Annotated in this window: 8 protein-coding genes; 6 read left to right on the plus strand and 2 right to left on the minus strand. The window is 66.1% G+C overall.

Features of this window, described 5'->3' with window-relative positions:
• Positions 1 to 76: 76 nt before the first annotated feature.
• Genes cobG through cobJ form a run of 4 tightly spaced genes read left to right on the plus strand, consistent with a single transcriptional unit; the run spans position 77 to position 4,780 of the window.
• On the plus strand, positions 77 to 1,534 hold the full coding sequence (cobG, locus tag BLS41_RS22375) for a precorrin-3B synthase (RefSeq protein WP_253189731.1): 1,458 nt from the start codon (positions 77 to 79) through the stop codon (positions 1,532 to 1,534).
• Positions 1,527 to 2,153: a precorrin-8X methylmutase gene (locus BLS41_RS22380; RefSeq protein ID WP_074768794.1), complete on the plus strand. Its 627-nt coding sequence runs from the start codon at positions 1,527 to 1,529 to the stop codon at positions 2,151 to 2,153. The genes cobG and BLS41_RS22380 overlap by 8 nt, the downstream gene beginning before the upstream one ends.
• Positions 2,154 to 2,885 carry a precorrin-2 C(20)-methyltransferase gene (locus BLS41_RS22385; RefSeq protein WP_074768796.1) on the plus strand — a complete coding sequence of 244 codons (732 nt, stop codon included), beginning with the start codon at positions 2,154 to 2,156 and terminating at the stop codon, positions 2,883 to 2,885.
• Complete coding sequence (gene cobJ / locus BLS41_RS22390) at positions 2,873 to 4,780, plus strand: precorrin-3B C(17)-methyltransferase (protein WP_253189732.1); 1,908 nt, start codon at positions 2,873 to 2,875, stop codon at positions 4,778 to 4,780. The genes BLS41_RS22385 and cobJ overlap by 13 nt, the downstream gene beginning before the upstream one ends.
• Before the next feature lie 58 nt (positions 4,781 to 4,838).
• Here cobJ and BLS41_RS22395 read toward each other — a convergent pair whose 3' ends face one another.
• On the minus strand, positions 4,839 to 7,463 hold the full coding sequence (locus BLS41_RS22395; RefSeq protein WP_074768798.1) for an AAA family ATPase: 2,625 nt from the start codon (positions 7,461 to 7,463) through the stop codon (positions 4,839 to 4,841).
• A 10-nt stretch (positions 7,464 to 7,473) separates the two neighbouring features.
• Positions 7,474 to 8,622, minus strand: a complete 1,149-nt coding sequence (locus BLS41_RS22400; protein WP_074768800.1) for a metallophosphoesterase family protein — start codon at positions 8,620 to 8,622, stop codon at positions 7,474 to 7,476.
• Between the two features lie 284 nt (positions 8,623 to 8,906).
• On the opposite strand from BLS41_RS22400, the gene BLS41_RS22405 reads away from it, so the two are divergent.
• Both BLS41_RS22405 and BLS41_RS22410 read left to right on the plus strand, forming a co-directional pair.
• Entirely contained in the window at positions 8,907 to 10,190 is a 1,284-nt protein-coding gene (locus BLS41_RS22405; protein ID WP_074771115.1) for a DUF445 domain-containing protein, read from the plus strand.
• Between the two features lie 182 nt (positions 10,191 to 10,372).
• Positions 10,373 to 12,328: an AI-2E family transporter gene (locus BLS41_RS22410; RefSeq protein ID WP_074768802.1), complete on the plus strand. Its 1,956-nt coding sequence runs from the start codon at positions 10,373 to 10,375 to the stop codon at positions 12,326 to 12,328.
• Positions 12,329 to 12,417 lie beyond the last annotated feature (89 nt).

Consider the following 12,417-nt stretch of genomic DNA (forward strand, 5'->3'; position numbering starts at 1 on the left):
CGGGGTGTACCGATGCCGCAGCAAGCCTGACGCGGCTTGCTCGGGTTTTTGTGCGACGCTCAACCCGGTGTCCGTCTTGAATCAAGCTTCGCCCTCCCTCGTTTTGCCTCACGCGGTCCCGACACTGCGGCCTTCGGCGTGTCCGGGGCTGCTGCGCATCGTCGCCGCGCGCGATGGCGGGATCTGCCGGATCAAGCTGCCTGGCGGCGTATTGAGCGCGGCGCAGGCCGAGGTTATCGCAGGCGCGAGCGCACGGCACGCGGCCGGGGTCGTCGAATTGACCAATCGCGCGAATCTGCAGGTGCGCGGGGTGCGTAGCGGGCACGAAGCGGCGTTGATTGAGGCGCTGGTGGGTGCGGGGCTTGGGCCTGAGCCTATGCCGGGGGGTAGCGTGACCGTTAATGCGAGCGCCGCTTCCGCCGACGATGTCCGCAACGTGATGATCAGCCCCGCCGCCGGACGCGATCCTGCGGCCCTGGTCGATACGACGCAGCTGTGTGCCGAACTGCTCGCGCTGCTGCAAAGCGACACGCGGTTTGCAGCGTTATCGCCAAAATTCGCGTTGCTGCTGGATGGCGGTGAGCGGCTGGCGCGGGTCGATCATCCGCATGATGTGTGGATCGCGGCGTCGCAGGGTGTCGAGGGTGTGCGGTTCGTGTTCGGGTTGGCGGGATGCCCGCCGGAGGCTTCGGCTTTTCAAAGCGTAGCCGCGCCTCAACCGCAGCAGGTCGGGCGGCCCAACAAAGGCACAGGCCCACTCGCCGCCGTATCGCCCGCGCAAGTCCCGGCTCTCGTGCGAGCACTGCTGCACACCTTCCTCGACCTCGCCGCCGACGACGCCACCCGCATGCGTCACCTGCTCGCCACCCATGCCGTCGATACCATCCTGCAGCACGCCCAGACCTACGTCGACTTCCCGCTTTCACGCGACGCGTCGCTTGCCGGCTGGCAACGCAGCACGCCAGCCGACGCCGGCCTTCGCCTCGGCGCGCATCCGCAATGCAAGTCAGGAACATGGCACGCAGGCGGCCAACCGCCGCTCGGCCGCGTCGATGCCGATACCTTGCGCGCCCTCGCCTTGCTCGCGCGCCAGCACAACACCGGCATCCTGCACATCACCCCGTGGCAAAGCGTGCTGCTTCCCGACCTCGCGACAGACACCGTGCCCGCCGTGCTAACCGCACTGAACGCGCTCGGCCTCGCTTGCGACCCGTCGCAGCCGATCACGCGTCTGATCGCGTGCGCCGGGTCGAGCGGCTGCGCAAAAAGTCTCGCGGACACCAAAGCCGACGCGCAGCAACTCGCCGCGCAACTGCCCGCGGGCGTCGAAGTGCACCTCAGCGGCTGCCCGCGATCCTGCGCGGCCGCGCATTGCGCGCCCTACACGCTGCTGGCGGTGGCGCCCGGCAGCTACGACCTTTATCGACGCGACGACAGCGGCTCCGGTTTCGGCCGCTGCGTCGCGCACCAACTGACGATCCAACAGGCCGCCGACACGCTCGCGCGCCTGGCCCGGAGTAACACTGATGCTTGAATACATACGCGACGGTCAGGAGATCTATCGCCAGTCGTTCGCGACGATCCGCGCGGAGGCCGACCTGTCGCGCATTCCCGCCGACCTCGAAAAACTCGCGGTGCGCGTGATCCACGCGTGCGGGATGGTCGACGTGATCGACGATCTGCAATTTTCCGCCGATGCCGGCACCGCAGGCCGCGTCGCCCTCGCTCAAGGCGCGCCGATTCTGTGCGACGCGGGCATGGTCGCGCAGGGCATCACGCGAGCCCGGCTGCCCGCGGGCAACGAAGTGATCTGCACGCTCACGCAGCCGGACGTCCCCGCGCTCGCCCGCGAACTCGGCAATACGCGCTCGGCTGCCGCGCTCGAATTGTGGCGTCCGCATCTGGCGGGCAGCGTCGTCGTGATCGGCAATGCGCCGACCGCGCTGTTTCATCTGCTCGACATGCTCGATGCCGGCGCGCCAAAACCCGCGCTGATCCTCGGGTTTCCGGTGGGTTTTATCGGCGCGGCCGAATCGAAGGCGATGCTCGCGCAAGACAGTCGCGGCGTGCCCTTCGTCGTCGTGAACGGCCGGCGCGGCGGTAGCGCGATGGCTGCCGCGGCCGTCAATGCGCTCGCTACGGAGGTCGAATAAATGGCGGTGCAAGGACGTTTGCTCGGACTCGGCGTCGGCCCCGGCGACCCCGAACTCATCACGCTGAAGGCGCTGCGTTTGCTGAAAGCGGCACCCGTGGTCGCGTATTTCGTCGCCAAGGGGAAAAAGGGCAACGCGTTCAGCATCATCGAGGCGCATTTGCACGAGGCGCAGCAGCATCTGCCGCTGGTTTATCCGGTGACGACCGAGGCGCTCGAACCGCCGCTGTCGTATGAAGCGATCATTGCCGACTTCTACGATACCGCCGCAGGCGTCGTGTCCGCGCATCTCGACGCGGGCCGCGACGTGGCGGTGATCTGCGAAGGCGATCCGTTCTTCTACGGCTCGTACATGTACCTGCACGACCGGCTCGCGGCGCGCTACGACAGCGAAGTCGTGCCCGGCGTCTGCTCGATGCTCGGCGGTGCGGCGGTGCTCGGTGCGCCGCTGGTGTATCGCAACCAGAGCCTGTCGGTGTTGTCGGGCGTGCTGCCCGAGGAAGATTTGCGCCGCCGTCTCGCCGATGCCGACGCTGCCGTGATCATGAAACTCGGCCGCAATTTCGACAAGGTGCGGCGCGTGCTTGGCGAGCTTGGCCTCGCGAAACGTGCGCTTTACGTCGAACGCGCGACGATGGGCAATCAGCGCATCGTGCCGCTCGCGGACGTCGATCCGATGGCGTCGCCGTATTTTTCGCTGCTCGTCGTGCCGGGGGAAAAATGGCAAGGATGACGGCAGCGCCCGCGATCGTGATTCTCGGCGCGGGCGCGTTGGAGACTGCCCGGCGCATTCAGGCTTTGTATCGCGGACGTGGTGCGGGCGAAGGTGAACGACTCGCAGGCGAGGCTGATGTCGCGAGGACCGCAGGCGATGCGCACGCGAGTCATCTGGAAAACGCTGCAAATGCCAGCGGCTCTGCTGCTGCTTCGAACCCCGCGTCTGCGAGTCCCGCTGCTCCGCTGGCAAGCGCCGCTTGCCAGATCCACGCACTGCAAGGCCGCGTCGAGGCCGATGCCGGCTATACCGAACTCGGCGCGCATCTGTGCGAACTCTACGCACGCGGCACACCGATCGTCGCCTTGTGCGCAGCGGGCATCGTGATTCGCTGCCTCGCGCCGATGCTGTCGAACAAGGGCGTCGAGCCGCCAGTGCTCGCCGTCGCCGAAGACGGCAGCGCGGTCGTGCCGTTGCTCGGCGGACTCGCCGGCGTCAACGTGATGGCGCGCGAAATCGCCGCTGCTCTGGCCGTGGCGCCCGCCATCACGACTAGCGGCGAACTGCGCTTCGGCACCTGCGTGCTCAATCCGCCCGAAGGTTATGCACTCGCCGATATCGGGCAAGGCAAGCGCTTCGTGTCGGATCTGCTGGCGGGCGAGAGCACGCGCATCGAAGGCGACGCGCCCTGGCTCGACGACGCGCGGCTGCCGCGCTCGGAAAACGCCCGCCTCGCGATTCGCGTGACGCCGCGTGTATGGGACGGGCGTGAAGATGACCTGGTGATTCATCCGCGCAGTGTGGTTGCTGCGGTGACGGGGTTTGCAGATGCCGCTGACCGCATCGCTGCCCGCGTCCGCGATTCGCTCGATGCACACCGTCTCGCGCCGCTATCGCTCGCAGCCCTGCTGACTTCGCTGGAACACGCGTCGAACCCCGCGCTCGCTGAAGCCGCCGCGCTGCTCGACGTGCCGTTGCGCTTCACGCAGACTCGCGCTGAAGACAACGCAACGCCCGCCAGCCTGCTGCAAGCAGCCCTGCGCGTGCCGTACGAAACGCTGGACGACGACGCAGCGACAGGCATCGCGCTTGCCCTCACGCCGCTCGCGATCGATCCGCACACGATTGGCCGCGCACGAGGCCGCCTGACCGTGATCGGTCTCGGCCCCGGCAGCGCCGATCTGATGGTCCCCGCGGCCCGCGCCGCGCTCGACGAAGCCACCGACATCCTCGGCTACGACACCTACGTGAAAATGGCCGGCCCGTTGCGCGCGAGCCAGCGGGTGCACGGCACCGACAATCGCGAGGAAATGCAGCGCGCGCGGCACGCGTTCGATCTGGCGAGCGAAGGACGTTCGGTGGTGATGGTGTCGTCGGGCGATCCAGGCGTGTTCGCGATGGCCGCAGCGGTGCTCGAAGCGCTCGACGAGGACGCGTCGCAAGCGTCGCAACACCCCGCCTGGTCGGCGGTCGAACTGAAGATCCTGCCGGGTGTGTCGGCGGCCATGGCGGCGGCGGCCCAGGCAGGCGCACCGCTCGGCCACGACTTCTGCATGCTGTCGCTGTCCGACAACCTGAAGCCGTGGTCGATCATCGAAAGACGTCTGCGGCACGCGGCCGATGCCGATCTGGTGATGGCCTTCTACAACCCGATTTCGCGCGCGCGTCCGTGGCAACTGGATAAAGCGCTGGATATCGTGCGGGAATATCGCTCCGCGCAAACGGTGGTGGTGCTCGGGCGCGACGTGGGCCGCCCCGGCGGCACGCGGCGCACGCTGACGCTCGGCGAGCTGCGGTCGTCCGACGTAGATATGCGGACAATGGTGATCGTCGGATCGTCGACGACGCGGCGGTTCGGCAAAGGCAAGCTCGACGGTGACGAGTGGGTGTACACGCCGCGCTGGTACAAGTGAAAGCCTGAGCCGACGCAGGTCGGCTCAGGCCCGACGCAAGCGCATCAAGCCTGACGACTCAAGCCGCCACCTTCAGATCCTCGATTGCCCGCTGCCTTACCCCGAGGTCGTCCCACAGTTCCGGGTGGCAGGTGAACACCAGGATCTGGTGCCGCGTCGCCGCGTCGATCAGCGCGCGCTTGATCGCATCGCGACGCGCGGCATCGGTATGCACGGCGGCGTCGTCGAGCATCAGCAAGGTCGGCCTGCCCGACGCCTTCAAGAGGTCCGCATACGCCAGCCGCGTCAGAATGCCAAGCTGCTCGCGCGTGCCGAAACTCAGCGCGTCGAGCGTGTCGGCGCGGCCATGGCGATCCAGCGTCGCGGGACTCAGATCGTCGCCGAGCGCAATGCTCGACTGCGGGAAAATCCGCTTCAGATAATCCCCAAGCCGCTCGGTCAACGGCGCGCGCAATTGCGCGACCGCCGCGTCGCGCTCGTCGACCAGCACTTCGTCCAGCAGACTCAACGCGCCCGCGCGCAGGCTCAGTTCGTCCTTGCGACGCGTGGCCTGCTCGACCTGAGCCTCCAGCGCCGCGAGCCGTTCACCGAGGCCCGACGCGCCGACCGTCTCCAGTTGACTGCGCAACTGCGCGATCCGCACCTGCCGTTCGTGCTGCTCGCCGCGCGCCAGTTCCGCCGACGCGCGATAGCGTTTCGCCTCGGCCGCCGGATCGTCGAGACGCACCGCTTCCAGTTCGCGCTCGCGTCCTTCGCGCTGCTTGCGCAACGCGTCGACCTGCACCCGCTGCTCGACGATTTTCGTCTGCCATTGCGTGCGGTTGCTGCGATACGCGGCGTCGCTCAATTGCGCTTCCTTGCGCTGCAATTGAGCGGCGAGCGAGTCGGCGGTGGCGATGCCGGTCGAGCGTTTTTCCGCCGCCTGCGCGAGCACCTTGCGGGCGGCCTCCAATGCGTCGCGCGCGATCTCCGCGTTGCGCCGCGCTTCGTCGAGCGGCAATGCGGCGGACACATCGGGCAAACCCGCGAGCCGTTCATTCGACGCCTGCAAGCGAGCCGCCGCCGACGCGAGCGCCGCACGCAAAGCCTCGATGCCCTGCGGCGCATGCACGTCGAGAATCTTCGCCTGGCTTTTCTGCTGCGCAATCGACGCTTTCCACTTCTCGTGACGCGCCTGCGCGTCGCTGACCGATGTCACGCCGAGCGCCTGCAACAACTGCGCATGCGCAGCTTCGAGCGACGCCAGTTCGGACAATTGCGCGGACAGATCGGAGACGCCCGGAATCACGCGCAATTCGCCGAGTTCGCCGAGCTGGATCAGCTTTTCTTCGTCGACACGCAGCGTGCCGCGGCCAATGGTTTGCGCGCCGTTGATCGTCAACGAGCCGTTCAGGCTGTATTCGATGCGCGTCATCGCCGCTTCGGTGCGCGCGCGCAACACGGTCAACTCGCCGTCGAGCGCAGCGAGCCGCTTCAGTTTCGCCTCGTCGATTTCAAGCGATGCCGCTTCGCGCGTCGCCTCCAGCACGGCTTCGTTCGCTTTGTCCGCCGCAGCAATCGACGCTTCCAGCCGCTCGCTCTCGGTGCGATAAAAACCGCTCTGGCTGCGCAGATCGGCGGCCGTCACCGCCGCGTTCGCGAGTTCGAGCGCGCGGTTGGCCTCCGCGGATGCCTGGTCGAATTGCGCCGCGCCGCTCGCCGCCTGCGCGTGTTCGGTCTGCGCTGCGGCTACTTCGGCCCGCGCCTGATCGAGTTGCAGACGTTCGCGCGCAACTGCAGTTTCGAGTTCGACCGCGCCCTGCTCCTGTTGCAACGACAACGCCAGTTCGGCCTCGCTCACCTGCAACGACTGCGCGAGCCCCTGCACACTGCGTTCGAGTTCGGCGGCTGCGTCGGCGCGTTGCTGCGCCAGCACGGCCTTCTGTTCGTGAAGCTCCCACGGACGCTTGCGCTGCGTATCGTCGAACGCTTCCTGCAACGACGCGAGCCGCGCGATGTTCTCGTCGAACTGCTGACGCTGCTGCTCAAGCCCGTTGCGATCGTCGATCAGCCGGGTGAGCGTCGCTTCGGCTTCGGCCAGCGGGCCGGTCGCCTTCTGCGTGCGCGCCGTCAGCAGTTGACGCAACTCGCGCTGCACGACGGCGATCAACGCATCCTCGCCCGCCGATTCGCTGCTGCCCGACAACTGCGACAACGCATCGCGCAGATATTGCGCCGCGTGTCCGGTGGAATCGCGCACTTCCTGCGTGCCGCCCTGCTGCACCCACAGCAAACCCGGCACGCCCGCGTTTTCGGCCTTCAACGGCCCGCGCGCCGCCCGCGAGAAACCCAGCAACGCGGCGAGCTTGTCCTCGGCTTCGTCTTCGCCGAACACCGCCTGACCGATCCGCAATTCGCAGCGCTGACGCGTGACGAACTGCTTCGACAGCCTGCACGCCGCGCCATCCAGATTGAAGCTGACTTCGACCGACGGCTGACCGCTCGCTTTGCCCCAAGGCAGCAGATCCTTCAGATGCGAGGCTTTGTAGCGTTCGAGAAACACCGCGCGTATGGCTTCGGCAATCGTGCTCTTGCCCGCTTCGTTCGGACCGGTGAAAAGATTCAGCCCCGGCTGCAGATCGTCGATGACGATCCGTCCAGTGAACTGCTTGAACTCCTGAATCGCGATACTTTCCAGCTTCATTCAAACCTCTTCATGCGGATGCGGACGTGGAGCCGCGCGGCAATTCACGTTGAAAACGCGCCAGAAGCAACAACGCCTCGGCCGCGCGCCGGACCTGCTGCGGATCGGACTGCGGGTCTTCCTGCAGCCCGCGCAGACGCGCCACCACTTTCGCCAGATAACCGCTTTGCGCGCCGAGTTCGGCGAGGTCGGCGGCGGTGGGCAGCACTTGCAGGCCGCTCAGATCGACCCGCAGCGCCCGCACGCGTGCACGGGCTTCTTCGACCGCAACGTGGATCGCTTCGGCGTCCGCCAATGCGGTCGTGCCGCTCACACTCACACGCAGCACGTCGTGGCTGCCCAACGCGGCGAGGCGCGCTTTCAGCGCATCGACATCGGTCGACACGGAGATCGTTTCATCCCATCTGTGCCATTGATATTGGCCGACCCGCACCGCTTCGACCTGCGGCACGGCGCCCGGCTCGCTCAGCGTGACGTCGAGCATGAAGCCCGGGTCGTTCGCGCGGAAACGGTCCTGCTCGTGCGTGCCCGCGTACCACGTGCGTTCGTCGACGCGAAAATGGCCGTGCCAGTCGCCCAACGCGAGATAGTCAAGACGCGCGCTTTGCGCACGCGTCGGCGCAATCGGATTCGACGAGTCGATCCCTTCCTGCAGAATGCCGCTGACGCTGCCGTGCGCCAGCCCGATGCGGTGATAGCCGGCCGGCGTTTCGGTGGTGTCGAAGAAGCCGGTGGTGTCGTCGTAGGTGATGCGTTGCGTGAGCGGCGCGCACAGCAGCGCGCAACGGCTTTCTTCCAGCAGAACGACGCCGGGTTCGAGCGCGAGTCGCACATTCGGCGTCACGCAATTGAGACGCTGCGCGCGAGTCCAGACGCTCTCGACGAGCGCCGCGTCGTGATTACCCGGCAGCATGATCCACGGCCCGGAAAACGCCTGCAACGCACCGAACAGACGGCGGATCACGGTGTCGGAAACCGTTTGCAGATCGAATACGTCGCCCGCGACCAGCACGGCGTCGACCTTGCGCGCGGCCGCTTCTTCGGCGATACGGCGCACCGTGTCGAAACGCGCCTGCGCGAGATGGGCGGCTTCATCCGGCTCGAACTGGCCGAATTGCGTGCCGATCTGCCAGTCTGCGGTGTGCAGAAACCTGATCACTGTGCCTCCAGTCTGTTCAATTGCATCGTTGCTTCCTGCATCGGGGGAACTGCATGGCGCATGCGGCCTCACAGTCTGACCGTGGATGTTACCGTGCTCACGCGGCAAAGATAGTCCCGTTATGGTCGCCATACAGGCACAACCCAGGCCCGACCCAGGCACAACCCAGACACGACCCAGGGCGCGAGGCCACGCCAGCGGCGCTACACTCGCGTTTGCTGGCCGTGCGCCGAGCGACGCGCAACGATTCCCGCGATCCAACCGGTCGCCCCAACCCGCCGCCGATGAACAAGACACTCGAACTGAAGAAGGCCAAGCGCACGCCGTTACTGCTGCTGCTCGCGGCCGCATGCATTTTCGTCGTGACCGCGTTCATGCCGCGCGGCTTCTGGGTGGACGGCATCAAGGCGGTCGCCGAGGCGGCGATGGTCGGCGCGCTGGCCGACTGGTTCGCGGTGGCGGCGCTGTTCCGGCGCGTGCCGATCCCGCTCGTCTCCGCGCACACGGCGATCATCCCGAAGAACAAGCACAAGATCGCCGACAACCTCGCGGTGTTCGTGCAGGACAAATTTCTCGACGTGCCGTCGCTGGTCGGGCTGATCCAGAAACACGATCCGGCGCAAAGCATCACGAAGTGGCTGAGCGAACCGGCCAACACCGCACGCCTGGGCGACTACGTCGTCAGGCTGACCGGCGGCATTCTCGAATTGACCGACGACGTGCGCATCCAGGTTTTCATCAAAGACGCATTGCGCGACGTGCTCGGCAAGGTGGATCTGTCGCAATCGATGGGCGCGATTCTCGACACGCTGACCCGCGACGGCCGTCATCAGGAATTGCTCGACGCCGGCATCGAACAGGTCGTCGCGCTGCTGCGCGAAGCGCCGGCGCGCGAGTTCATCGCCGAACGTATCGTCGACTGGGTGAAAAGCGAATATCCGAAGATGGAGAAGATCCTGCCGTCCGCGTGGCTCGGAGAAAAAGGCGCGGAAGCCATCGCGAATGCGGTTAACCGGATGCTCGAACAGATCAGCGAGAACCCGACGCATCAGCTCCGGCAGAAATTCGACGAGGCGGCGCAAAAGCTGATCGTCAAGCTCAAGACCGATCCCGCATTCCTGCAACAGGGCGAGGAACTGAAGCGCTATCTCGTCGAAGGCGACGCGTTCAGCGCCTATGTGAAGGACATGTGGGGCGAATTGCGCGGGTGGCTCAAGCGTGACCTGCAAAGCGCCGATTCGGCGCTGCATGCACGTGTGATGGCGATGGGCCAGTGGGTCGGCCGCGAACTCGCGAACGACGCGGCGCTGCGTCAGTCGCTGAACGACCATCTCGAAGACGCGGCGCGCGCAATGGCGCCGGACTTTGCCCAATTCCTCACGCGGCATATCAGTGATACGGTGAAGAACTGGGACTCGCGTGAGATGTCGCGGCAGATCGAACTGAACATTGGTAAGGATCTGCAGTACATCCGCATCAACGGGACGATTGTCGGCGGATTTATCGGGCTGCTGCTGTATGCCAGCTCGCAACTGTTCGAGTTGTTGCGCCTGCACATCGGCTCATAAGCCGGTGGAGCATCCCGCTAACAAGCGAGCTTCCGTAAGGCCGCGCATCAGCTTCGCATCAGCCAAAGCGCCTACAATTCGGGCATAGGTTTTGCTGAGGCGCTCTTGCCCGGACGACACCGTTGCATCCGCGTGCGGTTTGCATAAAGAACGACAGCGCTCCTCATTCGAAAAGTGTGTTCATGAAAATATCGTTACCGCCGCCGCATGGGCGTCCGAACCGCGTCTACCCGCCGGGCACGCCGAGCCTGCACGGTCTCGCGTCGATCATTACCGGCGTGGTGGTGGTGTGCGGGCTTTATTTCGCGCGCGAGGTGCTGATTCCGATCACGCTGTCGGTGATGCTGAGCTTCCTGCTCGCGCCGCTCGTGCAGATGCTGCGGCGCTTTCACATGGGGCAGTTGCCGTCCATTTTCATCGCGGTGCTGTTTGCGCTGGCGTCGTTGCTGGCGGTCGGCGCGCTGATCGGCGCGCAGCTGGTGCAACTGGCCGGCGATCTGCCGCAGTATCAGGTGGCGATCGAGCAGAAGATCGAAACGATTCAGGAAAAGACCGTAGGCCGCGCCGACTCGCTGATGAGCCGCGCCGCCGCGACCTTGCAACGCGTCGCGCCGTCCAAGCCGAATCCGCCGCGCCCGACCGGCCGTGCCGCGCGTAATGCGCCTGCGGTGCCGCAGCCGGTGGAAGTCCACGAGCCTGCGCCGACGCCGATGCAGCTTGCGCAGCGCGCGTTGTCGCCGGCTATTGCGCCGATCGAGACGACGTTCATCGTGCTGGTCGTGACGATCTTCATTCTTCTGCAACGCGAGGATTTGCGCGACCGGCTGATCAGCCTGTTCGGCTCACGCGATCTGCACCGCACCACCACCGCGATCAACGACGCCGCTGTGCGGCTCTCGCGCTACTTCGTCGCGCAACTCGGCGTGAATCTGAGCGCGGGCGGGACCATCGCGATCGGGCTGGCGATCATCGGCGTGCCGGGCGCGCTGCTGTTCGGCGTGATTGCCGCGCTGCTGCGTTTTGTGCCGTATATCGGCATTTGGATCGCGGCGATTCTCGCGGTCTTTCTTGCCGCCGCGATCCAGCCGCAATGGACGATGGCGGTGTATACGCTGATCCTTTTTATCGTCGTCGACGTGGTCGCGGGGCAGATTGCCGAGCCGCTTCTGTACGGTCATCGCTCGGGGCTGTCGCCGCTGGCGGTGGTCGTTGCTGCGATCTTCTGGAGCTGGCTGTGGGGGCCGATTGGCCTCGTGCTGTCCACCCCGCTGACGCTGTGTGTGGTCACGCTGGGCCGCTATGCCGATCGGCTGAACTTCCTCACGGTGCTGCTCGGCGATCAGCCTGCGCTCACGCCCGCGCAGAACTTTTATCAGCGGCTGCTCGCGGACGATCCGCACGAGGCGATCGTGCAGGCCGAGCGCTTGCTGCGCGAGATGTCGCTGATCGATTACTACGACAACGTCGCGCTCGAAGGCCTGAAGCTGGCCCGCAACGACGCGATGCGCGGGGTGCTGATGCCCGACCAGTTGCAGCGGATCAACGACGCGCTGGTCGATATCGTCGAGAACCTCGAAATCGCGGATGGATTGCCGGACCGGCTGACGCGCAGCGAGCCTGCGGATACCGCGAGTGCGCTGCTGGCGTCGGCATCGGCGGATCTGTCGGAGCAGCACGACAGCCATATCGCGGCACGTTCGCGCGAGCAGCAGGAGAGCGCGAAATCGTCGGTGCTGTGCGTGCCGGGACGCGGCGCGTTCGACGAAGTCACGACCGCGATCGCGGTGCAACTGCTCGGCCGCCACGGACTCGCGCCGATGATGGCCACCCACTCCGGCTATCGCAGCGCGCGCGCCGACGAGCCGAGCTTCAAGGACACACCGATCATCTGCATCGTCTCGCTCGATGCGCCGGAGTCGCCGCCGTATCTGCGTAACATGCTGCGCCGCACGCGCGAATGGCGGCCACGGGCGACGCTGGTGGTCGGCGTTGGCGGCTTGACTGAAGGCGGTGCTGAGTTGGGCGCGACTGGCGCGTCGCATGCAGCGCCGAGTTTTCGCGCGATGATCGAGGAATGCCAGGTCGCGGTGGGTGCGCAGCATGGGCGGGTGGCGGCGCAGGTGGGGGGTGGGGATTAGGGCGTACCGGTTTTCCCGGAGGAAGTGCAAAGGCCGCGAGCGCGTCAGCGCATCGCGGCTTTTTTAATGCCTGATTCGCCACTCCGGTT

Source organism: Paraburkholderia fungorum, from assembly GCF_900099835.1.
Lineage (GTDB): Bacteria > Pseudomonadota > Gammaproteobacteria > Burkholderiales > Burkholderiaceae > Paraburkholderia > Paraburkholderia fungorum_A.

Coding starts and splice junctions, on each gene's coding strand:
- BLS41_RS22410 (WP_074768802.1), top strand. CDS start 10,373: ATGAAAATATCGTTACCGCCGCCGCATGGGCGTCCGAACCGCGTCTAC.
- BLS41_RS22395 (WP_074768798.1), bottom strand. CDS start 7,463: ATGAAGCTGGAAAGTATCGCGATTCAGGAGTTCAAGCAGTTCACTGGA.
- cobJ (WP_253189732.1), top strand. CDS start 2,873: ATGGCAAGGATGACGGCAGCGCCCGCGATCGTGATTCTCGGCGCGGGC.
- BLS41_RS22405 (WP_074771115.1), top strand. CDS start 8,907: ATGAACAAGACACTCGAACTGAAGAAGGCCAAGCGCACGCCGTTACTG.
- BLS41_RS22380 (WP_074768794.1), top strand. CDS start 1,527: ATGCTTGAATACATACGCGACGGTCAGGAGATCTATCGCCAGTCGTTC.
- BLS41_RS22385 (WP_074768796.1), top strand. CDS start 2,154: ATGGCGGTGCAAGGACGTTTGCTCGGACTCGGCGTCGGCCCCGGCGAC.